The 26102-nt window shown below is 72.8% G+C and carries 25 protein-coding genes and 1 tRNA gene; 14 read left to right on the forward strand and 12 right to left on the reverse strand.

Annotated features, from left to right (window positions below; genetic code table 11):
• Nucleotides 1–18: 18 nt before the first annotated feature.
• The gene (locus ACUYMY_RS13955; protein WP_481704133.1) at nt 19–441 is read right to left on the reverse strand and encodes a VOC family protein; all 423 of its coding nucleotides are present in this window, start codon (nt 439–441) and stop codon (nt 19–21) included.
• 225 nt (nt 442–666) lie between these two features.
• Here ACUYMY_RS13955 and ACUYMY_RS13960 point away from each other — a divergent pair, with 225 nt between their 5' ends.
• The gene (locus ACUYMY_RS13960; protein WP_481705063.1) at nt 667–1608 is read left to right on the forward strand and encodes a DNA-3-methyladenine glycosylase family protein; all 942 of its coding nucleotides are present in this window, start codon (nt 667–669) and stop codon (nt 1606–1608) included.
• Between the two features lie 11 nt (nt 1609–1619).
• Nucleotides 1620–1898 carry a putative quinol monooxygenase gene (locus ACUYMY_RS13965; protein ID WP_481704134.1) on the forward strand — a complete coding sequence of 93 codons (279 nt, stop codon included), beginning with the start codon at nt 1620–1622 and terminating at the stop codon, nt 1896–1898.
• A gap of 103 nt (nt 1899–2001) precedes the next feature.
• On the opposite strand, the gene trxA is transcribed toward ACUYMY_RS13965, so the two are convergent.
• Nucleotides 2002–2379, reverse strand: a complete 378-nt coding sequence (trxA, locus tag ACUYMY_RS13970; RefSeq protein WP_481704135.1) for a thioredoxin — start codon at nt 2377–2379, stop codon at nt 2002–2004.
• Between the two features lie 81 nt (nt 2380–2460).
• Nucleotides 2461–3237 carry an HpcH/HpaI aldolase family protein gene (locus tag ACUYMY_RS13975; protein WP_481704136.1) on the reverse strand — a complete coding sequence of 259 codons (777 nt, stop codon included), beginning with the start codon at nt 3235–3237 and terminating at the stop codon, nt 2461–2463.
• 221 nt (nt 3238–3458) lie between these two features.
• Here ACUYMY_RS13975 and ACUYMY_RS13980 point away from each other — a divergent pair, with 221 nt between their 5' ends.
• The 5 genes from ACUYMY_RS13980 to ACUYMY_RS14000 are packed head-to-tail and all read left to right on the forward strand — an operon-like array spanning nt 3459 to nt 11074.
• Entirely contained in the window at nt 3459–4685 is a 1227-nt protein-coding gene (locus tag ACUYMY_RS13980) for an ATP-grasp domain-containing protein (protein ID WP_481704137.1), read from the forward strand.
• Entirely contained in the window at nt 4682–6550 is a 1869-nt protein-coding gene (locus ACUYMY_RS13985) for an IucA/IucC family protein (protein ID WP_481704138.1), read from the forward strand. Before ACUYMY_RS13980 ends, ACUYMY_RS13985 begins: the two co-directional genes overlap by 4 nt.
• On the forward strand, nt 6547–7965 hold the full coding sequence (locus ACUYMY_RS13990) for an MFS transporter (protein WP_481704139.1): 1419 nt from the start codon (nt 6547–6549) through the stop codon (nt 7963–7965). Before ACUYMY_RS13985 ends, ACUYMY_RS13990 begins: the two co-directional genes overlap by 4 nt.
• Nucleotides 7962–9770, forward strand: coding sequence for an IucA/IucC family protein (locus ACUYMY_RS13995; RefSeq protein ID WP_481704140.1), 1809 nt, complete (start codon nt 7962–7964; stop codon nt 9768–9770). Before ACUYMY_RS13990 ends, ACUYMY_RS13995 begins: the two co-directional genes overlap by 4 nt.
• Nucleotides 9767–11074: an alanine racemase gene (locus tag ACUYMY_RS14000; protein ID WP_481704141.1), complete on the forward strand. Its 1308-nt coding sequence runs from the start codon at nt 9767–9769 to the stop codon at nt 11072–11074. Before ACUYMY_RS13995 ends, ACUYMY_RS14000 begins: the two co-directional genes overlap by 4 nt.
• Nucleotides 11075–11255: 181 nt before the next feature.
• On the opposite strand, the gene ACUYMY_RS14005 is transcribed toward ACUYMY_RS14000, so the two are convergent.
• Both ACUYMY_RS14005 and ACUYMY_RS14010 read right to left on the reverse strand, forming a co-directional pair.
• A tRNA-Tyr gene (locus ACUYMY_RS14005) sits at nt 11256–11340 on the reverse strand.
• Nucleotides 11341–11463: 123 nt separating this feature from the next.
• A complete protein-coding gene (locus tag ACUYMY_RS14010) occupies nt 11464–11841 on the reverse strand; it encodes a hypothetical protein (RefSeq protein ID WP_481704142.1) in 378 nt (125 codons plus the stop codon).
• A gap of 177 nt (nt 11842–12018) precedes the next feature.
• Here ACUYMY_RS14010 and ACUYMY_RS14015 point away from each other — a divergent pair, with 177 nt between their 5' ends.
• Complete coding sequence (locus ACUYMY_RS14015; protein WP_481704143.1) at nt 12019–12504, forward strand: YajQ family cyclic di-GMP-binding protein; 486 nt, start codon at nt 12019–12021, stop codon at nt 12502–12504.
• 60 nt (nt 12505–12564) lie between these two features.
• Here ACUYMY_RS14015 and ACUYMY_RS14020 read toward each other — a convergent pair whose 3' ends face one another.
• The 5 genes from ACUYMY_RS14020 to ACUYMY_RS14040 form a co-directional block, all read right to left on the reverse strand.
• A complete protein-coding gene (locus tag ACUYMY_RS14020) occupies nt 12565–12816 on the reverse strand; it encodes a hypothetical protein (RefSeq protein WP_481704144.1) in 252 nt (83 codons plus the stop codon).
• A gap of 144 nt (nt 12817–12960) precedes the next feature.
• Nucleotides 12961–14241 (reverse strand): MFS transporter, encoded by a 1281-nt coding sequence (locus ACUYMY_RS14025; protein ID WP_481704145.1) that lies wholly within the window; start codon nt 14239–14241, stop codon nt 12961–12963.
• Between the two features lie 35 nt (nt 14242–14276).
• Nucleotides 14277–15155, reverse strand: coding sequence for a zinc metalloprotease HtpX (gene htpX, locus ACUYMY_RS14030; RefSeq protein WP_481704146.1), 879 nt, complete (start codon nt 15153–15155; stop codon nt 14277–14279).
• A 29-nt stretch (nt 15156–15184) separates the two neighbouring features.
• Nucleotides 15185–15979 carry an esterase/lipase family protein gene (locus tag ACUYMY_RS14035; RefSeq protein WP_481704147.1) on the reverse strand — a complete coding sequence of 265 codons (795 nt, stop codon included), beginning with the start codon at nt 15977–15979 and terminating at the stop codon, nt 15185–15187.
• Nucleotides 15976–16728, reverse strand: a complete 753-nt coding sequence (locus ACUYMY_RS14040; protein ID WP_481704148.1) for an alpha/beta fold hydrolase — start codon at nt 16726–16728, stop codon at nt 15976–15978. Before ACUYMY_RS14040 ends, ACUYMY_RS14035 begins: the two co-directional genes overlap by 4 nt.
• A gap of 92 nt (nt 16729–16820) precedes the next feature.
• Here ACUYMY_RS14040 and ACUYMY_RS14045 point away from each other — a divergent pair, with 92 nt between their 5' ends.
• Together ACUYMY_RS14045 and ACUYMY_RS14050 are read left to right on the forward strand one after the other, a co-directional pair.
• Nucleotides 16821–17276: a Fur family transcriptional regulator gene (locus ACUYMY_RS14045; protein WP_481704149.1), complete on the forward strand. Its 456-nt coding sequence runs from the start codon at nt 16821–16823 to the stop codon at nt 17274–17276.
• Between the two features lie 74 nt (nt 17277–17350).
• Nucleotides 17351–18835, forward strand: coding sequence for a catalase (locus tag ACUYMY_RS14050; RefSeq protein ID WP_481704150.1), 1485 nt, complete (start codon nt 17351–17353; stop codon nt 18833–18835).
• 81 nt (nt 18836–18916) lie between these two features.
• Here ACUYMY_RS14050 and ACUYMY_RS14055 read toward each other — a convergent pair whose 3' ends face one another.
• Entirely contained in the window at nt 18917–20182 is a 1266-nt protein-coding gene (locus ACUYMY_RS14055; protein WP_481704151.1) for an MFS transporter, read from the reverse strand.
• A 299-nt stretch (nt 20183–20481) separates the two neighbouring features.
• Here ACUYMY_RS14055 and ACUYMY_RS14060 point away from each other — a divergent pair, with 299 nt between their 5' ends.
• The 4 genes from ACUYMY_RS14060 (at nt 20482) to ACUYMY_RS14075 (ending at nt 25398) form a co-directional block, all read left to right on the forward strand.
• Nucleotides 20482–21225, forward strand: a complete 744-nt coding sequence (locus tag ACUYMY_RS14060) for a GntR family transcriptional regulator (protein ID WP_481704152.1) — start codon at nt 20482–20484, stop codon at nt 21223–21225.
• A gap of 152 nt (nt 21226–21377) precedes the next feature.
• Nucleotides 21378–22724 (forward strand): enolase C-terminal domain-like protein, encoded by a 1347-nt coding sequence (locus tag ACUYMY_RS14065; protein WP_481704153.1) that lies wholly within the window; start codon nt 21378–21380, stop codon nt 22722–22724.
• Nucleotides 22721–24214, forward strand: a complete 1494-nt coding sequence (locus ACUYMY_RS14070) for an aldehyde dehydrogenase (NADP(+)) (RefSeq protein WP_481704154.1) — start codon at nt 22721–22723, stop codon at nt 24212–24214. Before ACUYMY_RS14065 ends, ACUYMY_RS14070 begins: the two co-directional genes overlap by 4 nt.
• Entirely contained in the window at nt 24211–25398 is a 1188-nt protein-coding gene (locus tag ACUYMY_RS14075; RefSeq protein ID WP_481704155.1) for a fumarylacetoacetate hydrolase family protein, read from the forward strand. The genes ACUYMY_RS14070 and ACUYMY_RS14075 overlap by 4 nt, the downstream gene beginning before the upstream one ends.
• A 64-nt stretch (nt 25399–25462) precedes the next feature.
• On the opposite strand, the gene ACUYMY_RS14080 is transcribed toward ACUYMY_RS14075, so the two are convergent.
• The gene (locus ACUYMY_RS14080; protein WP_481704156.1) at nt 25463–26086 is read right to left on the reverse strand and encodes a TetR/AcrR family transcriptional regulator; all 624 of its coding nucleotides are present in this window, start codon (nt 26084–26086) and stop codon (nt 25463–25465) included.
• Nucleotides 26087–26102 lie beyond the last annotated feature (16 nt).

Genomic DNA, 26102 nt, shown 5'->3' on the forward strand with positions numbered 1-26102 from the left:
GCGCCAGAGCCCCTGCCCTCAGCCTTGGGCTGGAGGCTGGGAGGACTGCCCTGGGTTGGGCCCGGCGTTCTGCCAGAGCCCCATGACGTTGCCCTCGGTGTCCTTGAAGTAGGCCGCGAAGCCCATGTCCCCGACGGGGATCTTGGGCGTGACCGTGCTGCCGCCGAAGCGCTCGACGCGGGCCAGGGCAGCGTCGATGTCCTCGACATCCACGGTGATGACCGGCGTCTTCGGGAACTCGTCGCCGCGCGTGAACATCCCGCCGTTGATGGCACCCGGCTCGGTGGGCGCGCCCCTTTCGTCGCTGGGCGTCGTACCGACCATCGTGTAGTCCATCTCTGGCACCGGCGTGAGGGTCCAGCCGAAGGCTTCGGTGTAGAAATTCCGGGCGCGATCCCTGTCGTCTGCGGGGATCTCGAAGTGCACGACTTTTCCGGACATGGCCATCCTTCCGCAGAGTGGACGGGCGCGTGACGCGCGCCACAGTGGGATTGTTTCGGCGCGTGAACTCCCCGTCAAGGGAACCGCGCGCGGTCTGCGGACATGGGAGGCGCGCTCGGCGCGAATCCTGTCGGCCTGCCGTGACACGATGGTCCTGTGACCCTCGCTCCCCCCTCCTCGGCCAGCCGGCCTGCCGCGGGCCGGCCCGTTGCAGGCCGGCCGCTCGTGGGCCACAGCCCCCAGGCGGAGGGGACGTGGGACGCCCCCGACCGCTATTCGCTGGCCGCGACCTGGTTCCCGCTCCAGCGCGGCGACGGGGACCCGTGCTTCGCGCGGGCTGCGGGCGGGCTGTGGGCGGCCTTCCGCACCGCGGAGGGCACGGCGTCGCTCCTCGTGACGCACGACGGCGCGCGGCTGAGGGCGCGCGCGTGGGGCGACGGGGCGGCGTCGGCCGTCGAGGCGGCGCCGGGCATGCTCGGCCTCACCGACGACTGGTCCGCGTTCGACGACGAGGCCTACCTCGCGACGCTCCCGGCCCCCGCGCGCGAGGCCCGGCGGCGGAACCCGGCGCTCAGGCTGCCCGCGACGAGCCGGATCGTCGACGCCCTCGTGCCCACGGTCCTCGAGCAGAAGGTCACGACCCTCGAGGCGCGGCGCGCGTACCGCTATCTCGTCCGGCGCTACGGGACCCCCGCCCCGGGGGCGGGGACGCTCGCGCCGGCCGGCCTCATGGTCGCCCCCGACGCCGCCGCGTGGCTGCGCATTCCCTCGTGGGAGTGGCACCGGGCCGGCGTCGGGCCCCAGCGCTCGGCGACCGTCATGCGAGCGCTGCGCTCGGCATCGGCCCTCGAGCGGCTCGCCGCCCGCACCGCGGAGGAGGCCTCCGCTGCGCTCCAGTCGATCCCCGGGATCGGCGTGTGGACCGCGGCCGAGGTCACGCAGCGCACGCACGCCGACCCCGATTCCGTCTCGGTCGGCGACTACCACCTCGCGAAGTTCGTCGGCTACGCGCTCACCGGCGAGCGGACGGACGACGCCGGCATGCTCCGCCTGCTCGAGCCGTGGCGGGGTCACCGGCAGCGCGTGGTGCGGCTGCTCGGCGCCTCGGGCATCAGGGCACCGCGGTACGGTCCTCGCATGAGCGTCCAGGACCACCGCTGGCACTAGTCTTGGAGACCATGACCGAACCCGTGCGCCTGACGGCGACCTTCATCCCCAATGAGGGCGAGTTCTTCCGCGTGAAGCTGGCCCTGGACATCGCGATCGAGGAGGTCCAGCGCGAGCCGGGCTGCCTCCAGTACGAGATCACCGAGGAATCCGAGGAGCGGATCGTGCTCTCCGAGGCCTGGGCCAGCGAGGAGGACCTCGACCGGCACTCGAAGGGCATCGCGCTCCAGGACCTCAACGAGTCCCTCAGCGCCCTGCTCGCCGAGCCGGTCACCTTAGAGCGCGTCTAGCCTTCCGCAGCCGGGCCCACAGACGACGGCGCCGCTCCCCAGGGTGGGGAGCGGCGCCGTCGTCTGTGGCCGGCCGCGCGGCGTGCGCCGGCCGGAACGGGGGTCAGTTCTGCTGGCCCTGGGCCTGCGCCTCGGCGACCTTCCGGTGCACGTCCTCCATGTCGAGGTCCTTCACCGCCGTGATGACCTGCTCGAGGGCGGACGCGGGGAGGGCGCCCGGCTGCGAGAAGACGAGGACCTTCTCGCGGAAGGCCATGAGGGTCGGGATCGACGTGATGTTGGCCTGGGCGGCCAGGAGCTGCTCGGCCTCGGTGTCGACCTTGGCGAAGAAGACATCCGGGTGCTTCTCGGACGCGGCCTCGTAGGTCGGCGCGAACTGGCGGCACGGACCGCACCAGGACGCCCAGAAGTCCACGAGGACGATGTCGTTGTTCTCGATGGTCTCGGCGAACTGCTCGCCCGTGATGTTCTGCGTTGCCATGCCCGCTCTCCTCACTGTTGATGGCGGTTCCTGTATTCCAACGCGCGGTACTGGGAGATCATTCCCCGCAGCGGCCGGTCTTCACACCACGGGCGCGGCCTCCGCGAGGCGCCGCTGCGCGCGGAGGGCGCCCGCGGCGAGGTCCCGGTCCTCGCCGAGCGAGAAAGCCCTGACCCCCGCCACGCGCCACCGCTCGACCGACTCGGCGCTGCGGGCGATCGGGCAGAAGGGCACCCCCGCCGCGGCGCACGCATCAGCGAGGCGGTCAACGGCGTCGAGCACCGCGGGATGCCGCGTCTCCCACGGCACGCCGTAGGACTGGGAGAGGTCCCCGGGGCCGGGCATGACCAGGTCGAGGCCCGGAACGGCAAGGATCTCCTCGATCGCGGCGACCCCCTCGGCGTCCTCGACGAGGGCCACGACCATGACCTCGGCGTTGGCGCGCCGGATGTACTCCTGCGCCGGGATCGCGCCGAAGCCGGCCGGGCGGCCTCCGTTGAGCGACCGCTCGCCCTCGGGGTGGTACCGGGCCGCGCGCACGGCCGCGGCGGCGTCGTCCGCCGAGCGGACGTGCGGCACGACGACGCCGAGGGCGCCGGCATCGAGCGCTCTGAGCACAGCGCCGGCGTCGCCCTCCGGGACCCGCACGAACGGCGTGAGACCCACGGCCTCCGCGGCGCGGACGAGGTTCTCGAGCCTCTCGGGGTCCACGAGGGCGTGCTCCGTGTCCAGGACCACGAAGTCGAAGCCGGCGCAGCCGATCATCTCGACCATCTGGGGCACGGGCAGCGAGCAGAAGAGCCCGAAGGCCTCCTCGCCGGCGCCGAGCTTGGCCTTCACGGCGTTGGGCTTGAGCATCCTTCGGTGTCCTCTCGGCTGCGGTCCGGGCGGGCGGCGGGCGCCGCTGGAGGCACGCCGCGACATCACTTGTAATACGCAAGCGTTTTGTGAGCAAATTGGTCGCGGGCTCGGCGCTGCGGCTTGACTCCGTGGCCGGATGGTGATTTAGGTTAGCCTCGCCTAACTACCGAACCGGGCCGCCGCGGGCGGCCCCGCCGACCCCGTCTGGAGCCCGGCCCGTGACCCTGTACCTGACCGCCCTGAACCCCACCGACTCCGTGACCCTCGGCCTCCTGCCGGCCGCCGCGCGGCTGGGCCGGCCCGTCGTCGTCCTCACCGACGATCCCGAGGCCCACGCCGCCGCCTACGCGCGGCTCGAGGCCGGGGTGCGCCCCGCCGTCGAGCGTGCCGAGGTGCGCGACGCCGGTGCCGTCGCCGCGCGCGTCGAGGCCCTCGCCTCCCGGCACGGCTCGCCCGCGGCCCTGCTGAGCAACAGCGACCACCTCCAGACCCCCACCGCGCTCGCGGCCGAGCTGCTCGCCCTCCCGGGCAAGGACTGGCGTGCCACGCTGCGGTGCAAGAACAAGTCCCTCACCCGCAGCGTCCTCGCCGCGGCCGGGCTCGACACGGTCGAGAGCACCGAGATCGGCCCGGGCGACGACGCCGTCGAGGCCGCCGCGCTCCTGCCGTTCCCCGCCGTCGTCAAGCCCCGGGAGGGGGTCGCGAGCGAGGACGTCGTGCTCGTCGCGGACCTCGCCGAGCTCGCCGCCCGCGTCGCGGACATCCGCGAGCGCCGCCCCGACGCGACCCTCGTCGCCGAGGAGTACCTCGCCGGCCCGCTGTACACGTACGAGACCCTCGGGGACGGCACCGAGCTGCGGCACGTGAGCTCGTGGCGCACGACGCTCGGCGAGCCGCCGTACTTCACCGAGTCCCGCCGCGACTGGGTCGGGGCGCTGCCGCCGGCCGTCGAGGGGCACCTGCGGGCGCAGCTTGCCGCCCTCGGCGTGGGCTTCGGAGCGTGCCACACGGAGTTCGTCGTCCAGAGCGACCGGGCCAGGATCATCGAAGTCAACTACCGGCTCATCGGGGACACGATGGACCTCATCTGCTCTGAGCTGCTCGGCGTGGACCTCTTCGAGGCGCTCCTGCGCGTCCACCTCGGCGAGCCGCTGCCCACGCACGTGCCGGCGGCGGCCGGCATCGACCGCCACGTGCACATCCGCTATCTGACCGCCGGGGCCCCCGGGACCCTCTCCGAGTCCCCCGAGCCGCAGACCGCCGAGCTGCCCGGCGGCGTCGTGCTCGGTCACCGCCGCCTGCGCGAGCCCGGTGTCACGGCGCCGCTGCACGGGACCAACCGGGACTACCTCTCGGTCGTGCACGCGATCGCGCCCACGGCCGACGGCGCCTCCGATGCCGTCGAGGACTTCGTCGCGGCCAACCGCTGGGTGGTCAGCGCGTGAGCGCCGCTGCGCCCCTTGCACGAGCCGCAGCCCTGCCTGCTGCCGCGCCTTCCCTGCACACTGCAGCGCCCGGCGCGTTGCCGTCCCTGGACGCGCTCATGCTGCGCGTGCTCGACACGCTGCTGCGCGAGGACCACCTCGGGATCCAGTCCCGGGGCGAGCTCGGCACGCGGCCACGGGGCCTGCCCGCGTCCGGGGACCGCCGCGCGTGGAACGGCCCCTGGTGGTCCGCGCCGCTGCCCGACGGCCGGGCGGTCCACCTGCCCGTGCGGCCCGACGGGTTCCTCGCCCCCTGGCGGCTCGCCGAGGCGTGCATCGCCGTCGAGGGCCCGGGCGCGCGCCTCGTGCTCGAGGACACGCTCGAGGGCGCCCTCGCCGCCCTCGCCCCGGTCGCGGATCCCGCCGAGGACCCCGAGGCCGCGGCCGGGTGGGCGGCGTTCACGGACGAGTGCCGGCAGACGTCCGCCGTCGTCCGCCTGCACGACGACGCCGCGCCGCGCCTCTACGCACGGCTCGCCGGGCAGCCGGCGCGCGGCTGCGCGGGGCTCCTGCCCCTCGAGGCCGTCGCGGCCCTGCGCGACCACCCTGTGCACCCGACAGGCCGCTGCCGCTGGGGGCTCTCCGAGGAGGAGGTCCGCGCCTACGCCCCCGAGTACGCGCCGGAGTTCCGGCTCCGCTGGACCGTCGTGCCGCGCACCGACGTCCGCTTCTCCGCGGCCCTCGGCGCCGCCCTGCCCGCCTGGTGGCCGAGCCCCAGCCAGCTCGGCCTCCCCGCCGGGGCCGACGAGGAGCTCGTCGCGCTGCCCGTGCACCCGCTTACGGCCGCGCGCGGCGAGGTTCCGTGCGTCGACGCGCCGGGGCCCGCCGTCGTGCCCACCCTCTCGACCCGCACGGTCGCGCTCGTGGACGACCCGCGCGTCCACCTCAAGCTCCCGCTGCCGACGGCGACGCTCGGCAGCCGCAACCGGCGCACCATCAAGCCGGGCTCGCTCGCTGGCGGGGAGGTGTTCGAGTCCCTTCTCGGCGAGGTCCTGGCCCAGGAGCCCGAGCTTGCGGAGTGCGTCCTGCTCGCCCACGAGACCCGCTGGGCGGACAGCGCGAGCGACCTGCGCGCCGTGCTCGTCCGGGAATTCCCGCGCGGCCTCGAGGGGGACCGGCTCGCCCCGCTCGCGGCGCTCCCGGCCCCCGCGCCCGGGGGCGGCGGGACGGTCCTGGACCTGCTCGCCGCGGAGGCCGGCCTCGACGCCGTCGCGTGGTTCGACGCGTACGTGGGCCTGCTCCTGGACTGGCACGTGGCCCTGTGGCTGCGCTACGGGATCGCGCTCGAGGCGCACCAGCAGAACATCACCGTCGCGCAGGGACCGGCTGGCCTGCGGCTCGTGTACAAGGACAACGACAGCGGCCGCATCGACCTGGCCCGGCTCTCGGCGGCGCTCGGCCGGAGCGTGCCCGCGGAGACGTTCGCAGACCCGCGCATCGCTGTCCAGGACCCGGGCGAGCTCGCCGACATGGTCACGACCATCACCCTGCACCTGTGCGTCGGGGCCGTCGCGGACGGCCTCGCCGGCGGGGACGGCGGCCTGCGGGCCTCCCTCTTCGCGCTGGCCCGCACGCGGCTCGAGGAGGCCGCGGAGCGCTGGTGCGACCCGCACGACGCCGGATCGGTCGCCGCCGCGGGCCTGCTGCGGGAGCGGATCCTCGACGCCGAGGCGCTCCCGGTCAAGGGCATGGTCACGGCCGGGACGCTCCTGCCGAAGGAGCGCCTGGGCTGCGCCGACGTCAACAAGTACTACCTGCGCACGGGGCCCAACTGGCTGCGGCGCTCGGCCGACGTTCTCGGAGCCGGCCCGGGAGCCCGCCCATGAGCGCGCCGGTGAGCGCGCCGGCCACGGTCGCCCCCGATGCACCCGGCACCCTGCGCCGGCGGCATGTGGCCGCCGTGGCCGCGGCCCACTGCGCCTCGGCCTTCGCCGCCCTCGGCCTGCCGCCGTACCTCTCGCGGCTCCTGCCCGAGCTCGGGGACCCCGGCGCGGCGTGGGCGGGCCTGCTCTACGTCCTGCCCACGCTGTGCACCGCGCTCGCGGCGCCGGTGTGGGGGCGGCTCGCGGACCGCCACGGTCCCAAGCCGCTGCTCGTGCGCGCCCAGCTCGGGCTCGCCGCCGCGTTCGCGCTCGCAGCCTGCGCGCAGGACGTCGGCACGCTCGCCCTCGCGCTCGCCCTCCAGGGCCTGCTCGGCGGGACGTACGCGGCGAGCACCGCCTACCTCGGCGCGGGCCTGACGGGCGACCGCCTGGCCGGGGCCCTCGCGCTCATGCAGGGCTCGGCGCGGACGGCGCTCGTCGCGGCGCCGCTGCTCGCGGGCGTCCTCTCGGCCGTGCTCGACGTCCGGGCCATGTACGGGCTCGCCGCGCTCCTGCCGCTGGCCGCCGCAGTGGGCACGCTCGTCCTGGCAGCGCCGGGAGCGGGGTCTGTGTCTCCGGCCGGCGCCGCCCCGGTGTCCGACACCGCAGCGTCGTCCAACACCGCCCCGTCGCCAGCCGCTCCCGAGCGCCCCGCGGCCATCAGCGTGTGGGGGCTGTGCCTCGCGGAGGCCGGCTTTGTGCTCGTGACGGTGGTGACGTACCCGTACTTCATCCCCCTCGCCGCCCAGCTCGTCCCGGGCCTGCCGCCCGCCGCGGCCGGGGCGCTCTTCGCGGCCCCGCACGTGGTCTACCTCGCCGCGGCCTGGGGGATGCTCCGGCTCCTGCGGGGGCGAGCCCGGCTCGGCCTCGCCCTCGGCTACGCGTTCGCCGCGGCCTCGGCGGCGGCCCATCTGGCCCCCGCCGCGGGCCCTGCCCTGGGCGGCGTCCCCGGCCCCGCCCTGGCCCCGGCCCTGGGCCCCGCTGTCACCACCCTGCTCACCGCGGGCGAGGCACCCGCGGTGTGGCTCGGCGTCGGCCGCCTCCTGCTCGGCGCGGCGCTCGCGTTCGGCCTCCCGGCCCTGTCGCTCCTCGCGAGCGAGGCGGCGGCCGCAGCCGCAGGAAGCACCGGCCGCCTCTTCGGCCGCGTCGAGTCCGGTTCAAAGGCCGGCGCGGTCCTCGCCGGGGCCTCCGCCTCGGGCGCCATGGCCGCCGGGGCCCTCGGGCTCGGCGCGGCGGCCCCGCTCGTCCTGCCCGTCCTCGCGGGCGCTGCCCTCGCCCTCAGCGCCCGGAGGTTCACCGCGCCCCGCACGGCAGGCCGCACCCCTGATGTCCGCCAGCACCAGACCCCCGTCCCGACCCTCGAACGGAGTTCCCTGTGACTGCTCCACTCCTCGCCGCCGGACGCGTCCTCGACGCCGACACCGCGTCCGCCCACACCCTGCTCGGCTGCCTCGTGCGCGAGACGGCCGGCCCCGACGGCCAGACCGCGCTCGACGCCGGTCACCTCCTCGTGCGCCTCCCGCACCTCGGCAAGCTCCTCCGGGCCCGCGTGCTGCGCGTCTCCCCCGTCGCGGCCCACCGCTTCGACGGCCCGGTCCAGCTCTACCGCAGCGGCGAGGAGCGCGGCGGCGAGTGGGAGGACCTCGGGCTCGACGCGCTCGCGCGGCTCGTCGGCGCCGAGCTCACCGCCCGGACCGGCGTGCCCAACGAGGAGTTCGCGGCCCAGGCCGCCGCGAGCCGCGACGGCCTCGCCGACATCCTGGCGACGCGGCCCCTCGAGCGTGCCGTGACGTCCGGGGCGCCGCTGGAGGGCGCCCCGGCCGTCTTCGTCGACTCCGAGCAGGGCCTCATCGCCGGGCACCCCCGCCATCCCGCGCCGAAGTGGCGCTCCGGGGACCCGTCGCAGTGGCGCCGGTTCTCGCCCGAGACCCGCACGGCGTTCCCGCTGCGCTGGCTCGCCGCCCGGGCGGACCGCGTCGTCGAGCACAGCACCCCGGGCGCGGGCTTCGACGAGCACGCCGCGACCGAGCGTCTCCTCGCTGAGGCGGCGGCGGGCGTCCCGGAGGGCTGGAAGGCCATCCCGGTGCACCCGTGGCAGTTCGAGATCCTGAGCTCGGATCCGCGCCTCAGCCCGGTCCTCGCCGGGGCCCTCGCGGACGGCGTCCTGCTCGATCTGGGCGAGGCGGGCCTGCCGCTGTACCCCACAGCGAGCGTGCGCACCCTCTACCAGCCGGAGGCGGACGTCTTCCTCAAGACGAGCCTGAGCGTGCGGATCACCAACTGCCTGCGCAAGAACGCCGACTACGAGCTCTCCGGCGCCGTCGCCCTCACGCAGCTCCTCGAGGCCCCGCTCGCCGAGGTCTCCGCCCGGCACGCCGGCTTCGCCGTCCTGCCCGAGCCGGCCGCGCGCAGCGTCGCGCTGCCCGAGGGGTTCGGGACCGCCGAGGACCGGCACGCGCTCCTCGAGGGCCTCGGCTCGATCGTCCGCGCGGGCATCGCCCCGCACCACGCCGCCGGCGAGCGCGTCCACCTCGCCGCGAGCCTCGCCGCCCTGCCCGACTCCGTCCCGGCCGGGACGCGGCTCGCCGAGCTCATGGACGCGGCCTCCCCGGCCGATCCGGCGGCCTGGGCGCGCGAGTGGTGGAGCCTCTACCTCGCCCTGCTCGTGCCGCCGGTCCTGCGGCTCTGGGCAGTGCACGGGATCGTGCTCGAGCCGCACCTGCAGAACATCCTCGTGGTCCTGGGCGAGGACTCGCTGCCCGTGCGCGTGCTCGCCCGCGACCTCGAGGGCACCAAGCTCCTCACGCACCGGCACGCCGAGGCTCTCGCGTCCCTGCCCGCCCAGATCGCCGAGAACGCCGGCTACGACGAGGAGCGGGGCTGGAACCGGATCGCCTACTGCCTGTTCGTGAACCACCTCGCCGAGATGGCCGGGGCCCTCGCCGACCTCGTGCCCGGCGCGCCGGCCTTCGAGGCGGAGCTGTGGGACGGCCTCGGCGAGGCCGTCGCGTCCGCGAGCGCCGAGCTCGGCGAGCCCGCGCGCCTGCGGGCCCTCCTCGCCGGCGTCCCGCTGCCGGCCAAGACCAACCTCATGGTCCGCTGGCAGCGCCGCGCGGACCGCTTCGCAGGCTACGTGCCCTTCCCCAACCCGTTCGGCCGCGCCGTCCCCGAGGAGATCCGATGACCGCCCTCTCCCCCGCCCCTGCCGCCCCCGCTGGGAGCCCCACCGCCCCAGGCCGCGCCCGTGCCCTGGCTGGCGCCTTCCCCGCCGGCAGCCCGCTGACCCCCGCCGTCGAGGCCGCCGTCCGGGAGCTCGCGCACGACGGCGCGCTGCCCGCCTACGTCTACGACCTCGCCCACCTGCGCGCCCACGTCACGCGGATCCGCGCGGCGCTCGCCGGGACCGGCGTCGAGCTCCTGCACGCGGTCAAGGCCAACCCCGACGCGGAGGTCATCGCGACGGTGGCCAGGCACGTGGACGGGCTCGAGGTGGCCAGCGGGGGCGAGCTCGCCCACGTCCGGTCCGTCGCGCCCGGCGTCCCGCTCGCCTTCGGCGGGCCCGGGAAGACCGACGGCGAGCTCGCCGCCGCCGTCGCGGCCGGCGTCGCCCGCGTCCACGTCGAGAGCCTGCACGAGCTGCGGCGGCTCGACGCGACGGCCCGGGCGGCCGGAGTGCGGGCCGCGGTCCTGCTGAGGGTCAACATCCCGGCCGCCGGGCACGCCTCGCCGGACCCCGGCCCCGCGGCCGGGCCGGCCCTGACGATGGGCGGCGCCCCGAGCCCGTTCGGCATGGACCCGGAGGAGGCCGACGCCGCGGCGCGCGAGCTGCCCGGGCTCCCCGGCATCGAGGTCCTGGGCGTCCACGCGCACCTCGCGAGCGGCCTCGGGCCCGAGCAGTGCGCGGCGCAGGCCGAGGGGATCGCCGCGTGGGTCGCCGGGTTCGCCGCGCACCACGGGATCGCGCTGCGCGAGGTCAACGTGGGCGGCGGGATGGACGTCGACTACTCCACCCCGTCGCGCACCTTCGACTGGGAGGACTACGGCGCCCACATCGGCCGCGTGGCCACCGCCCATCCCGGGGTGACGCTGCGGATCGAGCCTGGCCGGGCCGTGTCCGCCTACTCGGGCTGGTACGCGGGCCGCGTCCTGGACGTCAAGCGCAGCCATGGCGAGTGGTTCGCGGTCTGCTCGGGCGGGACGCACCACCTCCGCACCCCCGCGGCGAAGGGCCACAGCCAGCCGCTCGCCGTCCTGGCCGAGGACGGCTGGGACGCGCCGTGGGAGCGCCCGGCGTCCGACGGCGGGCCCGTCACCTTCGTGGGGCAGCTGTGCACGCCGAAGGACGTGCTGGCCCGGCGCGTCCCCGTCCCGGCCGTGCGCGCCGGGGACCTCGTGGTCTTCGGGATGGCCGGGGCGTACGCGCACAACATCAGCCACACCGGGTTCCTCATGCACCCGGACCCGGCCATCGTGCACGTGGGCGGCTGACGGCTGGGCCGTCGTAGGGCCACGGACGCTGGCCCGCATGTGCTGCCCTGGCCCGCTTCTGCTGCCCTGACCCGCTTCTGCTGCCCTGGTTACGGCCGCACATGCGGCCAAGGGCAGCGGATGTGGGTGGGGCGGAAGACGAAGAACGCCCCCGGTCCGAAGACCGGGAGCGTTCTCCCGTTGGTGGCAGATGAGGGATTCGAACCCCCGTAGGCAATGCCAGCTGATTTACAGTCAGCCCCCTTTGGCCGCTCGGGTAATCTGCCAGAGCGCGCAGCCCCACAGAGACCGGATCCAGTGGCCCGGTGTTCCGCGGTGCGAGCAAGACAACCTTACAGAACAATCCGCCACAAATCGAATCGGGCGGGAGGGCCTGGGCCAGCGCCCTCTCAGGCCCTCGACGACGGCGGCGCGGTGACGGCGTTCGGCTCCCCGTCGCCGTCGTCCGGGTCCTCGTCGCCGCCGTCCGCCAGGATCTCCCGCGCGAGCTGGGCCTCGAGGAACGCCGCCTGCTCCTCGGTGATCTGGTGGAGGGCGACGGCGCGTTGCAGGTCCGCGTGGACGCCGTCGAGGCGGGCCGAGGGCGCCGGCGTCGGGGACATGACGATCCCCGTCGCGAGCGTGGCCGCCGCGACGACCCCGCTGGCTGCCGCGACGACTCCGCCGGCGGCGGCCCCGAGGCTGCCCGCGGCCGCGGCGACCATCGACCGCCGCGACCAGTTCGCGCGCCCCCGCTGGTCAGACTCGTTGGCAGGCGTTCCAGCCACGGATCCTCCTTACGTCGGTTCGTCCAGTGGATCCAACGCTGCCAGCGTCCGGTTCGAGCCCGCTGGGGTTCGGCTGTGAGTGAACTGTGGGAGCGGGCACCCGCGGGCAGCCCCGGCGCGGAGGACGGCGGGCTAGGCTGGATGGCAGTATCCACACACCCCATCCCGGAGGCATCCATGGCAGATTCGACGTTCGACGTTGTCAGCAAGGTGGACAAGCAGGAGGTCGCCAACGCCCTCAACCAGTCCCAGAAGGAGATCGCCCAGCGCTACGACTTCAAGGGCGTCGGCGCCGAGATCGACTTCAGCGGCGAGAAGATCCTCATGAAGGCCAACTCGGAGGAGCGCGTCAAGGCCGTCCTCGACGTCTTCGAGTCCAAGCTCATCAAGCGCGGCATCTCCCTCAAGTCCCTCGACGCCGGCGACCCGTTCGCCTCGGGCAAGGAGTACCGCATCGAGGCCTCCATCAAGGAGGGCATCTCGCAGGAGCATGCGAAGAAGATCTCCAAGCTCATCCGCGACGAGGCGCCCAAGAGCGTCAAGGCGCAGATCCAGGGCGACGAGCTGCGCGTCTCGTCGAAGTCCCGCGACGACCTCCAGGCCACGATCGCCCTGCTCAAGGGCTTCGAGGAAGCCGACCTCCAGTTCGTGAACTTCCGCTGAAATAGCACGAAGGCCCGCCCCCAAGGGGCGGGCCTTCAGCATGAGCAGGTCCTTCGGGCTTCAGTCAGGCCAACGAGCACCGTACTTCTCAGAGGTTGTGATGAGGGCGCGGCCCATTTCAAGCGCCTGGGCCGGTGTGAACTGCTCTTCGCCACCGATCCTCGCAGGCCAGAGCAGGAAACCAGAGTCCGGTGACCAGGACGTGAGGATGTTCCACCCGTCGCCCTCGACCGTCGGGCCCTCGTAGTGCATCACGGTCGTTCCGTCGTTGTCGTACTCCGGCGTGAAGCCCTCGGGCGGCGTCGTTGCCATGCTCCCCCCACATGCAGTTGTCCTGGTTCTCAAGCTTGCCGGGCCCGTCAGCGGCGCACCGGCCAGTGTCGAGAATAACGCTGACGGGCAGAAAAATCCGCATCCACAATAGCGGTTTACTGCCGGAGCAAGTCCGCAGCAGGGCTACGGTGCGGGGGCCGTCGCGTCGTAGCGCGCGAAGCGCGGCTGGGCGAGATGCAGGACGCCGACGAGGACGATGCACAGAAGGGCCCCGGCGACGACGGCCCGCCCCTCCCCGAGCCATGCGGCCACGCCGCCCGAGAACACGTCGCCGATCCTGGGCCCGCCGCCCACGACCACGGTGAACACGCCCTGCAGGCGCCCCCGCATTGCGTCCGGTGTCGCGGCCTGGAGGATGGTCGAGCGCAGGGCCGCGCTCACGGCGTCGGCTGCGCCCGCCGCGACCATGCAGAGGAACGCGGGGACCACCCACCACGTCGCCGCCTCGGGGGCCGCGCCCGGGGAGCCGTCCGCGGCGAGCACGACGGCGCCGAACGCGAGGATGCTCCCGCCCCAGGCCACGACGGCGAGCTCGACGCCGCGCCCCTGCCAGCGCAGCCGCGCGACCGGGCCCGAGAACAGCCCGCCGAGGAAGGTCCCGACGGCGATGCCGGCCAGGAGGAGCCCGGCCGTCGCGGCGCCGCCGCCGAGGGCGAGGGCGGCGATGGCCGGCAGGAGTGCCCGAGGCATCGCGAAGACCATGGCCGCGAGGTCCACGAGGAAGGTCATGCGGATGTTGGGCCGGGTCGAGAGGAACGCGAAGCCCTCGGCGACGGAGCGCAGCCCGGCGCGCCGCACGGCCCCCTCGGGCGGGAGGGGCGGGAGCCTGAAGAGCGCCCACATCGCGACGGTGAAGGACAGGACGTCGAGCGTGTAGGTCCAGCCGTAGCCGATCGTCGCGACGAACGCGCCGGCCAGGAGCGGCCCGGCGGCCCCGCCGAGACCGAAGGTGATCATGTTCAGCGCGTTCGCGGCCGCGAGCAGCTCGGGCCGGATGAGCCGCGGGATGATGCTGCTCCGGGCGGGCATGTTGATCCCGGAGCCGAAGGCCTGGAGCGCGACGAGGACGTAGATGAGCTCGATGCTGTCGAGCCGGAGCCAGGCCTGGAGGGCGATGAGGGCGCTCGTGCCCCATAGGAGCCCGGCCGAGGCGATCGCGACCGTGCGGCGGTCGTGCGCGTCCACGATCGCGCCGCCGTAGAGGCCCGCGAGGACGAACGGGACGAGGGCGACGAGGCCCAGGAGGCCGACATGGAAGCTCGAGCGCGTGAGGTCGTAGACCTGCAGGCTCACGGCCGTGACGCTCAGCTGGGCGCCGAGGATGCTCAGCAGCTGGCCAACCCACATGCGCCGGAAGTCCGGGCTCTCCGTCAGGGGTGTCGTATCGGCCAGCAATCGTCGCACCCCGAAAGCCTAGTCGCCCCCGGGGAGTCCGGCCGTCAGCGGCCCAGAGGCCTCCCGGCCAGGTGCTCGAGCCGGGCGATCCGCTCGGCCATCGGCGGGTGCGTCGCGAACATCTTCGCGAGGCCCATGCCGCCGCGGAACGGGTTCGCGATCATGAGGTGGGACGTGTTGACGAGCCGCTGGTCCGCCGGCAGCGGCGCCATCCGGACGCCGCCTTCGATCTTGCGCAGCGCCGAGGCGAGCGCGAGCGGGTCGCCGGTGAGCTGCGAGCCGTCCTCGTCGGCGTCGAACTCACGTGTGCGGGAGATCGCGAGCTGGATGAGCGAGGCCGCGAAGGGCGCGAGCAGGCTCAGGGCGAGCAGGGCGATCGGGTTGACGTTCCGGTCCCTGCCCCCGCCGCCGAAGAACATGGCGAACTGGGCCACGGAGGTGATGACGCCGGCCACGGCCGCGGCGATCGAGGACGTGAGGATGTCGCGGTTGTAGACGTGCATGAGCTCGTGGCCCAGCACCCCGCGCAGCTCGCGCGCGTCGAGCAGGCGGAGGATGCCCTCGGTGCAGCAGACGGCGGCGTTCTCCGGGTTGCGGCCGGTCGCGAACGCGTTCGGCGACTGCGTGGGCGAGATGTAGATGCGCGGCATCGGCTGGTTGGCCCGCTGCGAGAGCTCGCGGACGATCTGGTACAGCCCTGGCGCCTCGGCCTCGCTCACCGGGTAGGCCTGCATGGAGCGCAGCGCGATCTTGTCGCTGTTCCAGTAGCTGTAGAACGTCATGGCCACGCCCAGCAGGGCGAAGATCCAGATCGGCGAGCCGCTGCGCGTCCAGGCCCCGACGAGCCCGCCGAGGCCCAGCAGGACCGCCCAGAGCACGCCGAAGAGCGCCGCTGTCTTGAGTCCGTTGTAGTGCTTGTGCACGGTGCATCCCTCCTGCTGGACTCAACGTTTCACGGTGTCGCCGTGTCCCCGCGCGCCTGGTCCCCGCGCTGCAGGTCCCCGGTTCGCTCGGCGCCCATTCTGCCCTGCCCGAACCGCCCGCCCTCGAGCACCTCCGCGAGCCGGGTCAGGAAGAGCGGGTGCCCGAGGATCCGGAAGTGCCCCACGACGGGCAGGGTCAGGTTCACGGATCCGGGGAGCTCGGTCCCGTGGAACGCGACCGGGTCCACCTCGGCCCGCATGGTCACGATCCGCGTGTTCGCCTCGAGGTCCGCGGCGAGCGTGAGGATGACCGGGTCCCGCGTGCGGAAGCCGCGCAGGGCCGGCGTCGGCCCGAGACGCGAGAAGCGGTGGCCCTCGAAGGGCGTGGCCACGGCCACCATCCCCGCCACGAGGCCCGGCTCGCCGGCGACCATGAGCTGCTTGCCGATGAGCCCGCCCTTCGAGTGCGCGACGACGACGGCGTCGCGGATCCCGAGCCCGGTCAGGTACGCGCCGACGATCTGCGCGGACTCCGGGATGGTGCGCAGGTTCCAGCCGAGCCCGGGCACCGAGACCACGTGGTGGCCCCGGGCCTCGAGCCAGCGGGCGAGCGGGGCGAGGAACGCGGCGGGCTCGTAGATCCCGGGGAGGAGCACGACGGCGGGCGGCCGGCGCGCGGGCGCCGGCGGCGCCGGCGCGCGGGCGGGGACCCAGGACCACAGGGGCGAGAGGCCGCGCAGCTGGCCGAGCGTCGCGTAGCCGGCGTCGCGGGCGAGCCCGGAGGCGATCCAGGCCCAGCGCCGGAGCGTGCGGGGCCCCGTCACGGCAGCCTCCCGGCGCGCTCGGCCTCCTCGAGCAGGTAGTGCGCGACGACGCGCGCGCCGCGGTACATGACGACGTGCGCCTCGCGCGGGACGACGACGGTGCGGCCCCGCCGGGCGAGGCTCGCGAGCGTCTCGTTCCAGTCGGGAGGGCTGATGGGGTCGCGGCGGCCGCAGACGAGCAGGACCGGGGCCTCGACGAGCGGCAGGCGCTCCTCGATCCGGTGCCGCATCATCTCCCGGAGGGTCTCGACGTACCAGGGCACGCCGCAGCGGACGTAGTCGCCGAAGATGATCGGGGTCACGCCGAGGGGCTCGATCAGGCTGTCGTGCGCGAGCCGCAGCGCCTGGCGGGGGACCGTGCGCTCCCGCACGTTCACGGTGGCCCCGAGCAGGGCGATGGGCTGGGGGCCGGGGCGCTGGATGGCCATCTCGACCACGACCTGGCAGCCCATCGAGTGTCCGATGAGGATCGGCTCGCTCGCGCCGAGGGCGTCGAGCGCCTTCCAGGCCTCCTCGGCGAACTCCTCGATCGAGAGGGGCCGGCGCGGCGTGCGGGCCTTGCCGAAGCCCGGGAGCTCGAGGACGTGCACGCGGCCGTGCCGGGCGAGCTGCTCGGCGAGGGGCCGGTAGTAGACGGAGGAGACCCCGATGCCGTGCACGAGGACGAACGTGCGGGGCCCGGACCCGCCCGAGTATGCCCACAGATTGATGTCGTCATGGACCACCTGACGCTCGCCGAATCGGCGCATCCCGCTCCCTCCTCGAGGCCACCAGCGTAGTCCTTACCCAGCTAAGGCTCACCTTATTGTGAGTGGATCAAAATAAGTGGTTCAATGGAGCCATGGAACCAAGCACCGAGCACACGCAGTGGGCTGCGGCCCTGCGCGCGCACGGGCGCAGGGTGACCAAGCAGCGCCTGGCCGTCCTGGCCGCCGTCGACCGCCAGCCCCACTCCCCGGCCGAGGCGATCCTCGCCACCGCCCGCGAAGAACTGCCCGACATCACGCCCCAGTCGGTGTACGTCGTACTCGGGGACCTGACCGACCTCGGGATGCTCCGCCGCTTCGAGCCGCCGCACTCCCCGGCCCTCTACGAGACGCGCGTGGGCGACAACCACCACCACGCGATCTGCTCGATCTGCGGCCGGGTCGAGGACGTCGAGTGCGCCGTCGGGCACGCTCCGTGCCTCACCCCGAGCGACTCCCACGGCATGACGATCATGATCGCGGACGTGACCTACGTCGGCATCTGCGCCGACTGCGCCGCCTCGCAGACACCCGCCCCGGCCGCCGGCTGAGCGCACCGACCGCCAGCGGCCCACCGATCTTCCGGCTCAACGAACAGCAAATACAAGGAACACAAAGGAGAGACATGACGGTCAACTACTCGACGACCCAGTCTGGCGCGCCGGTCACCTCGGACTCGCACTCGAAGTCCGTCGGTGCCGACGGCGCGATCATCCTCACCGACCACTACCTGGTCGAGAAGCTCGCGCAGTTCAACCGCGAGCGGGTCCCGGAGCGTGTCGTGCACGCCAAGGGCGGCGGCGCCTTCGGCACCTTCAAGACCACCGAGGACGTCTCGAAGTACACCAAGGCCGCCTTCCTGCAGCCGGGCGTCGAGACCGAGATGCTCATCCGCTTCTCCTCCGTCGCGGGCGAGAACGGCTCCCCCGACACGTGGCGCGACCCGCGCGGCTTCGCGGTGAAGTTCTACACCTCCGAGGGCAACTACGACCTCGTGGGCAACAACACCCCGGTGTTCTTCATCCGCGACGGCATCAAGTTCCCGGACTTCATCCACTCGCAGAAGCGCCTCCCGGGCAGCCACCTGCGCGACGCCGACATGCAGTGGGACTTCTGGACCCTCTCCCCCGAGTCGGCCCACCAGGTCACGTGGCTCATGGGTGACCGCGGCCTCCCCAAGACGTGGCGCCACATGCAGGGCTACGGCTCGCACACCTACCAGTGGATCAACGCCGAGGGCGAGCGCTTCTGGGTCAAGTACCACTTCCACACCAACCAGGGCGTCGAGAACCTCACCGGCGAGGAGGCCGAGCGCATCGCCGGCGAGAACGCCGACTACTACATCCAGGACCTCTACGAGAACATCGCCGAGGGCAACTTCCCGAGCTGGGAGCTCTTCGTCCAGGTCATGCCGTACGAGGAGGCGAAGACCTACCGCTACAACCCGTTCGACCTGACGAAGGTGTGGTCCAAGAAGGACTACCCGCTCATCAAGGTCGGCACCATGACCCTGAACCGCAACCCGGAGAACTACTTCGCGCAGATCGAGCAGGCCGCCTTCGCGCCGTCGAACTTCGTCCCGGGGATCGCGGCCTCGCCGGACAAGATGCTGCAGGCGCGCATCTTCTCCTACGCGGACGCGCACCGCTACCGCGTGGGCACGAACCACGCCCAGCTGCCGGTCAACGCCCCGAAGACCGAGGTGCGCAACTACAGCCAGGACGGCGCCTCGCGGATCAGCTTCAACTCCCCGGAGACCCCGGTCTACGCGCCCAACACCTTCGGCGGCCCCGCCGCTGTTGAGCCGCAGAACCCGGGCGGCGGCTGGGAGAACGACGGCGAGCTGACCCTCGCCGCGCACTCCCTGCACGCTGAGGACAGCGACTTCGTCCAGGCCGGCATCCTCTACCGCGAGGTGTTCGACGACGCCGCGCGCGCCCGCTTCCTCAACACCATCGCGGGCGCGGTGGGCGGCGTGAAGCGCGCCGACATCAAGGAGCGCGCGATCCAGTACTGGACCAACGTCGACGCCGAGCTCGGCGCCAAGCTCCGCGCGGAGCTCGGCCAGCAGAGCCCGTCGCAGGCCGAGGCCGCCAACAAGATCGGCTGACGCTTCCCGAAGCCGCAGAAGGGCCCGGTGCAACCTGCACCGGGCCCTTCTGCATGTCCGCCACGTCTTGGCGGCGCCTGGCTAGGCGGCCGCGGGCACCTTGAGCCGCTCGATGCGGCCCATGAAGAACACGTAGTTGACCGCACCGAGGAGGGCGATGCCGCCGATCACGGCGAGAGGCGCCACGAAGGATCCCGTCGCGTCGACGAGCAGGCCGATGAGAATCGGGGTGAAGATGCCCGCGAGGTTCGAGGCGAAGTTCTGGAGCCCGCCGATCGAGCCGACGTGGCGGGAACTGGGCGCAACGTCGGCGGGGAGCGACCAGATGCCCGTGGCGGCCACGGTCAGGCTCGAGTACGCAACGGACAGGAGGGCGAGCGCCATCCAGGCTTCGGGCACGAGGGCCGCGAACATGATGACCGAGCCGCCGGCGAGGCCGCCGGCGATGGCGGTCTTGCGCACCTTGTTCACTGAGTGGCCGCTGCGAACCGCCCTGTCGGCGAGGTAGCCGCCGAGCCAGCCCGCGAGGACGGCGCAGATGCCGGGGATGGCGCCGAAGAAGCCGAGCTTGAGCAGGTCGAATCCGCGCTCCTTGACGAGGTAGCTCGGGAAGAACGTGATGAAGAAGTAGATCGCGCTGTTGAGGCAGAAGAAGCCGAACATCATGGCGAGGATGGTGCGGTACCTGAAGAGCGCACGCCAGGGCAGCCTCGCGGCGGCCTCCTCGTCGCTCCCGCTGCCCCGGGCCCCGCCGGCTTGGATGTAGGCGAGCTCTCCGGCGCCCACCTTCGGGTGCTCCTGGGGATCGCGGTAGACCTTCCACCACACGACGGCCCAGATGAGGCCGAGGGCGCCAATGATGATGAAGACGCCCTGCCACGAGGTCAGAGAGACGAGGAGCGTGACGATCGGAAGGGCGATGACCGCGCCGACCCGGGACCCCGAATCCCAGATGCTCGTGGCGAAGGCGCGCTCTCGCACCGGGAACCAGGTGGCCACGACCTTGGCCGAGGTGCTCGGGGCGGGGCTCTCACCGACGCCGAGCAGGAAGCGCGCGGCGAAGAGGCTCCAGAAGCCGCGGGCAAAAGCGGTGGCCATCGTGAAGATCGACCACCAGATGGCAGCCAGGGTGAAGGATCGGCGCGGGCCGACCTTGTCGACGTACCAGCCGGCGGCGAGCTGGAAGAAGTCGTAGGCCCAGAAGAACGCCGCAAAGATGAGGCCCTGCTGGGTGGCCGTCAGGTGGAAGTCCTCCCCCATGAAGGGAAGCGCGACGCCGAGGCTCGAGCGGTCCAGGTAGTTGATGCTCAGGCCCACAAAGGCAAGCCAGATGATGGCCCAGCGCATTCTTGTCATAGTACGGGTTGGGGGCGCGCCTGAGTCCGTGCGCGCCTTCCCGGTGGGGCTACCGAGGGCAGTCATGCGGGTCTCCTTTGACATGGACATGGCCGGTCGCTGGATCAGCGAAGGATGGGGATGGCGGAGCCGCCGCCGCGGAATCATATAGGAACGGATGCAATCATATAGGTCATGTGATGCAGGTCAACCCCGGATCCTCAACGGGCCGCCACCCCACGCCGGCTCGACCCGGCACCGGCCCGGCCTCGCTTAGACTTCCCCCAGCACCCGAAGGGAAGAGAGGCACGATGGCGGCACGCAGAACGGCCGAGGGTTCAGCCGCCGAGGCGCCGAAGGCCAAGGCCGCCGCAGGCGAGGCCTACACCGTCATGCGGGCCTCGATCCTCGACGGGGAGCTGGCGCCCGGCGAGCGCATCAACATCGACGCCTTGGCCCGCCGCCTCCAGGTCTCGCCCACCCCGGTGCGCGAGGCGCTCCAGAGGCTCGAAGGCGACAACCTCGTGGTCTACAGCCCCGGCCGCGGGTACAGCACGACGCCCCTGCTCGAGCCGTCGGAGCTCCGCTCGCTCTTCGAGTTCCGGCTGCTCGTCGAGCCCTGGGCGGCGAGGTCCGCCGCCGTCGACCGCCTCTCAAACCCCGGACGCATCCTGCAGCGCGAACTCGACGCCCTCGAGGAACGGATCGCGCACGGAGGCGACATCCGGCAGCACCTCGTGGCCCACGACGCCCGCTTCCACGACCTGATCCTCGCCGCGGCGGAGAACCCGGTCGTCCGGCAGGCATATGCCCAGACCCACTGCCACTTGCACACGTTCCGCCTGTACCCGGCCGACGTGGAAGGGGACATCACGCTTGCCGAGCACCGCGAGATTGCAGCGGCCATCGGGGACTGCGACCCCGTGGGCGCGGAGGAGGCCATGGGTAGGCACATCCTGAAGTCCTTCGACCGATTCGCCCAGGCCTTCGAGGGGCCGGCAGCCCTCGGGCCCCTGCAGGCCCCCGCGATGCCCAGGCCGCGCCTCATCCCCTAGTCCCACGCGGCACCCTGAAGCCCCAGCCACCATGACTGGGGCTTTCTTCGTTGGCCCCCCTTGACGGCTTGAGGCATTCCTATATGATTCAAGGCATTCATATAGGATTCTTTCCAGCCCTCAGGGCACTCGCCGAAGAGACAGAGAGTTCCATGTCCCGCATTGCCTCTATCACCGTCCAGGACGTCCGTTTCCCGACCTCGCTCGAGCTCGACGGCTCTGACGCGGTCAACGTGGACCCCGACTACTCCGCCGCCTACGTCATCACCCGAACGGACGAGGGCGAGGAGGGCCACGGCTTCGTCTTCACGTGCGGTCGGGGCAACGAGATCATCGTCAAGGCCATAGAGGCCTACGCCGAGCTGATGCGGGGACGCAACGCCGAGGAGCTGATCAACGACCTCGGCGGCGCCTCCCGCAGGCTCGTCCATGACTCGCAGCTGCGCTGGCTCGGCCCGGAGAAGGGCGTGAGCCAGATGGCCTGCGGGGCGCTCGTCAGCTCCCTGTGGGACCTGCGGGCCAAGCGCGAGGGCAAGCCGCTCTGGCTGCTGCTGAGCGAGATGTCCCCCGAGGAGATCGTCGACGTCGTCGACTTCACCCACATCAGCGACGCCCTCTCGCCGGCCCAGGCCCTGGAGATCCTGCAGGCCGGCCAGATCGGCAAGGCCGAGCGGATCGCTTCGCTCAAGGCCGAGGGCTACCCCGCCTACACAACGTCCCCGGGTTGGCTGGGCTACAGCGACGAGAAGCTCGTGCGCCTGAGCAAGGAGGCTGCCGCCGAAGGCTTCTCCATGATCAAGCTCAAGGTCGGCGGCAGCCTCGAGGACGACCGACGCCGGCTGCGGCTCGCCCGCGAGGCCGTCGGGGACCTGCCCATCGCCATCGACGCGAACCAGCGCTGGGACGTGCCGGAGGCGATCGAGTGGGTGAGGCAGCTGGCCGAGTTCGAGCCCTACTGGATCGAGGAGCCCACCAGCACCGACGACATCCTCGGCCACGCCGCCATCCGCTCCGGCGTCGCGCCGGTCCGCGTCGCCACCGGCGAGGCTGTGGCCAATCGGATCATCTTCAAGCAGCTGCTCCAGGCCAAGGCCATCGACGTCCTGCAGCTCGACTCGACACGCGTGGCCGGCGTCAACGAGAACATCGCCAATCTGCTCCTTGCGGCACGCTTCGGCGTGCCGGTATGCCCGCATGCGGGCGGCGTTGGCCTGTGCGAGCTCGTCCAGCACTTCTCCTTCTTCGACTACGCCTCGATCTCGGCCAGTCAGGAGGGGCGCATGATCGAGTACGTCGACCACCTGCACGAGCACTTCGCCGAGCCTGTGAGGATCGTCCGCGGCCGCTACTCCGCTCCCCTGCTCCCGGGCACCGGCGCGGAGATGCTCGCCCCCTCGAGGGCGCGGTGGGAATTCCCGTCCGGGCCGGGCTGGCTGGAGGTGGGCGGCCGCGCGGCCGTGACAGCTCCCGGCCTCGTGGCGGCGGGTGGGGCCCGATGACCGCTCCCGCGCCCACGTCCACACCATCGGCCACGTCCCGCGAAGAGCTGGACGCCGCCGTCGAGCGCGCCCAGACCGCCTTCGAGCTGGCCCGCGACGTGGACCTCGCCACCCGCGCCGGCTGGCTCGAGTCCATCGCGGCCGCCCTCGAGGAGGCGGCCGGCCCGCTTGTGGACGTCGGCTCCCGGGAGACGCACCTGGGGCCCGAGCGGCTCCGTGGGGAGCTTCGCCGCACCGTGTTCCAGCTGCGCCTCCTCGCACAGGAGGTCCGGGCCGGGGAGCACCTGGACGCCGTCATCGACCACGAGGACCCGGACTGGGGCATGGGCCCCCGGCCGGACCTCCGGCGGGTCAACATCCCCCTCGGCGTCGTCGGCGTGTTCGGGGCCTCCAACTTCCCCTTCGCCTTCAGCGTCATGGGAGGGGACAGCGCCTCGGCACTCGCCGCCGGCTGCGCCGTCGTGCACAAGGGCCACGACGGGCACCCCGAGCTTGCCGCGCTCACAGCCGAGGCCGTGCGCCGTGGTCTCGAGGAGGCCTCGGCGCCCGCCGGGCTCTTCGCCCTCGTCACCGGCCGGGAGGCCGGGGTGGCCCTCGTCGAGCACCCGCTCGTGAAGGCGGTCGGGTTCACGGGCTCGACGGCGGGCGGCAGGGCGCTGCTGGACCGCATCGCCGCCCGCCCGGAGCCCATCCCCTTCTTCGGCGAACTCGGCGGGATCAACGCCGTCTTCGTGACCCGGCGCGCCTGGGAGGCCCGTCGGCCCGAGATCCTGGCCGGCTACGCGGCGTCCTTCACGCTCGGCATGGGGCAGTTCTGTACCAAGCCTGGCCTGCTCTTCGTTCCGTCAAGCGGTGCGGGGGAGGTCCGCGACCGCATCGCGGAGGCCCTGGAAGGCTTCAGGCCTGCACCGCTGTTGACCGAGCGCCTGCACGAGGGCTACACGAGGGCCGTCCGCTCGGTCGCCGACCGCGACGGCGTCGAGGTGCTGCTGGAGGGCAGCTTCGACGAGGCCCCGCAGCCCACGGTCCTCGCGACGACGGGCGACGCCGTCCGGCGCGACCCGGGGATCCTGCGCCAGGAGATGTTCGGTCCTGCCAGCATCGTGGTGCAGTACCGGGACGAGGCGGAGCTGGTCGAGCTCGCAGACCTGCTCGAGGGCCAGCTCACCACCGGCGTCCACGCCGAGGCAGACGACGACCTCGATGGGCTCTGCGTCCGCCTGGCCGAGATCAGCGGCCGGGTGCTCTGGAACGGCTGGCCCACGGGCGTGACCGTGAGCTACGCCCAGCAGCACGGCGGCCCCTACCCTGCCTCCACCTCGATGTCGACGTCAGTGGGAACGGCGGCCATCCGGCGCTTCCTGCGCCCTGTTGCCTTCCAGTCCTGGCCGCAGGACCGGCTGCCCGAGCCGCTGCGCGATGGGAATCCGTGGCGGGTGCCGCAGCGGATCGACGGCGTGTGGCACCGGCCGGGCGGAGACCGGGCATGAGGCGACCCGAGGCCCGTGCACTCCTGCCGGACGATGCCGAGGACGCACTCCTCGTCGGCCGCGTGTGGGATCCGCTTGCCCGCGCGCCGCGTGTGGTCGCCGTGATCGGGGAGGAGGCCTTCGACCTCCAGGCCGTCGCGCCCACGGTCGCCGAGCTCGTCGAAACCCCCTCCCCCGCCGAGCGGGTGCGCGCCGCCGTCGGACGTCAGTCCCCGCGGTGGGACACCCTTGAGCTGCTCGAGGCCACGCTGGACCGCGACGCATCCCGCCCACGCCTCCTGGCCCCCATCGACCTACAGGTGGTCAAGGCGTGCGGCGTCACCTTCGTGGACAGCATGATCGAGCGTGTCATTGAGGAGCGGGCAGGAGGGGATCCCTCCCGGGCCGCGGAGCTGCGAGCCAGGGTGGGCGGTGCCCTGGGCGGCAGCCTCGACGGCGTGCGCCCGGGCAGCGCGGAGGCCGAGCGGGCCAAGGAGGTCCTCGTCGGGGAAGGGCTGTGGTCTCAGTACCTCGAGGTCGGCATCGGCAAGGACCCGGAGGTCTTCACGAAGGCCCCGGTCCTGTCCGCGGTGGGCACCGGGGCGCTGATCGGCATCCCGGCCTTCTCCGAATGGAACAACCCCGAGCCGGAGCTCGTGCTCATCGTCGACTCGGGCGGCCGGCCCGTCGGGGCGACCCTCGGCAACGACGTGAACCTCCGAGACGTCGAGGGCAGGAGCGCCCTGCTGCTGGGAAAGGCCAAGGACAACAACGCCTCCACCGCGATCGGCCCGCTCATCCGCCTGTTCGAGAGGGAGTTCGATCTGGATTCGCTCCGGTCTGAGGAGATCCTGCTGCACGTCGAGGGCCCCGACGGATTCGTCCTCGAGGGCCGCAACAGCCTGGCCAGGATCAGCCGCCCGCTCGAGGAGCTCGTCGCAGCCACGTATGGCCCGCACCACCAGTACCCCGACGGCTTCGCCTTGTTCACCGGCACGCTCTTCGCTCCCACCCGGGACAGGGCCGAACCCGGCCAGGGCTTCACCCACGTGCTCGGCGACCGGGTCTCGATCTCCAGCCGCCTTCTCGGCACTCTCGTGAACGAGGTCGGAAGGGCCGAGGAACTCGAGCCGTGGACGTTCGGGCTTCGGGAGCTCTTCGCCTCGATGTCGGCAACACGGGATCCAGTGGCGCAGAGAGGATGATCAGCGGCCATGACAGAAGGGGCCCGGTGCGATGCACCGGGCCCCTTCTGTCAGTCGTCGCGCCTCAGGAGGACTTCAGCTCCCCGCGCCGGGCGGAGGCCATGGGCCCCCCACCCGTTGCGAGGCGCGAGGCGAAGTCCTCCGCGAGGACGTCGAAGGACGCGAGGGCGGCCTCCCTGTCCCCCGTGATGACGAAGTCGTAGAGCGTGCCCATGATGGCGCCGACGTAGGCCCGCCCGACGGGCCGCGCGCGCTCCGGCGCCATGCCGATGCCCACGAGCCAGTCGCTCAGGAATCCGGACCAGCGCTCGGTGAGCTCCGCGCCCACGCGGCGGGGCTCGGGGGCGACGACGTCCTGGACGGCGGCCTCGAACTCGAGCCGCTGGAGGTGCCGGCCGCGGTGGTCGAGGGTCAGGGCGAAGGCGCCGCGGGCCCACTCGACGAGCTCGCGGACGCCCGCCGAGGGCGCTCCGGCGTCGATCCCCTCGAACCGAGAGGTGATGCCGCGGATGATCTCACCGACGAGCTGCTCGCGGTTCCCGAAGTGGTAGACGAGCACGTAGCTGCTGATGCCGAGCCCATCAGCAAGGCTGCGGAAGGTCAGGTCTGCAAGCGTCGACTCCAGGAGGTAGTCGAGGATCTGCTCGAGCAGTTCAGTCTTCCGCTCAGGACGAGGAGGTCGCGCCATGTGACCTATCCTAGAC

Source organism: Sinomonas sp. T428B (assembly GCF_056780155.1).

Bases quoted from the DNA above. Each gene is read 5' to 3' on its own strand.
- trxA (WP_481704135.1), bottom strand. From the start codon at position 2,379: ATGGCAACGCAGAACATCACGGGCGAGCAGTTCGCCGAGACCATCGAG.
- ACUYMY_RS13990 (WP_481704139.1), top strand. From the start codon at position 6,547: ATGAGCGCGCCGGTGAGCGCGCCGGCCACGGTCGCCCCCGATGCACCC.
- ACUYMY_RS14065 (WP_481704153.1), top strand. From the start codon at position 21,378: ATGTCCCGCATTGCCTCTATCACCGTCCAGGACGTCCGTTTCCCGACC.
- ACUYMY_RS14070 (WP_481704154.1), top strand. From the start codon at position 22,721: ATGACCGCTCCCGCGCCCACGTCCACACCATCGGCCACGTCCCGCGAA.
- ACUYMY_RS14050 (WP_481704150.1), top strand. From the start codon at position 17,351: ATGACGGTCAACTACTCGACGACCCAGTCTGGCGCGCCGGTCACCTCG.
- ACUYMY_RS14055 (WP_481704151.1), bottom strand. From the start codon at position 20,182: ATGCGCTGGGCCATCATCTGGCTTGCCTTTGTGGGCCTGAGCATCAAC.
- ACUYMY_RS14020 (WP_481704144.1), bottom strand. From the start codon at position 12,816: ATGGCAACGACGCCGCCCGAGGGCTTCACGCCGGAGTACGACAACGAC.
- ACUYMY_RS13965 (WP_481704134.1), top strand. From the start codon at position 1,620: ATGACCGAACCCGTGCGCCTGACGGCGACCTTCATCCCCAATGAGGGC.
- ACUYMY_RS13975 (WP_481704136.1), bottom strand. From the start codon at position 3,237: ATGCTCAAGCCCAACGCCGTGAAGGCCAAGCTCGGCGCCGGCGAGGAG.
- ACUYMY_RS14080 (WP_481704156.1), bottom strand. From the start codon at position 26,086: ATGGCGCGACCTCCTCGTCCTGAGCGGAAGACTGAACTGCTCGAGCAG.
- ACUYMY_RS13955 (WP_481704133.1), bottom strand. From the start codon at position 441: ATGTCCGGAAAAGTCGTGCACTTCGAGATCCCCGCAGACGACAGGGAT.
- ACUYMY_RS14040 (WP_481704148.1), bottom strand. From the start codon at position 16,728: ATGCGCCGATTCGGCGAGCGTCAGGTGGTCCATGACGACATCAATCTG.
- ACUYMY_RS14075 (WP_481704155.1), top strand. From the start codon at position 24,211: ATGAGGCGACCCGAGGCCCGTGCACTCCTGCCGGACGATGCCGAGGAC.
- ACUYMY_RS14060 (WP_481704152.1), top strand. From the start codon at position 20,482: ATGGCGGCACGCAGAACGGCCGAGGGTTCAGCCGCCGAGGCGCCGAAG.
- ACUYMY_RS14015 (WP_481704143.1), top strand. From the start codon at position 12,019: ATGGCAGATTCGACGTTCGACGTTGTCAGCAAGGTGGACAAGCAGGAG.
- ACUYMY_RS14045 (WP_481704149.1), top strand. From the start codon at position 16,821: ATGGAACCAAGCACCGAGCACACGCAGTGGGCTGCGGCCCTGCGCGCG.
- ACUYMY_RS14000 (WP_481704141.1), top strand. From the start codon at position 9,767: ATGACCGCCCTCTCCCCCGCCCCTGCCGCCCCCGCTGGGAGCCCCACC.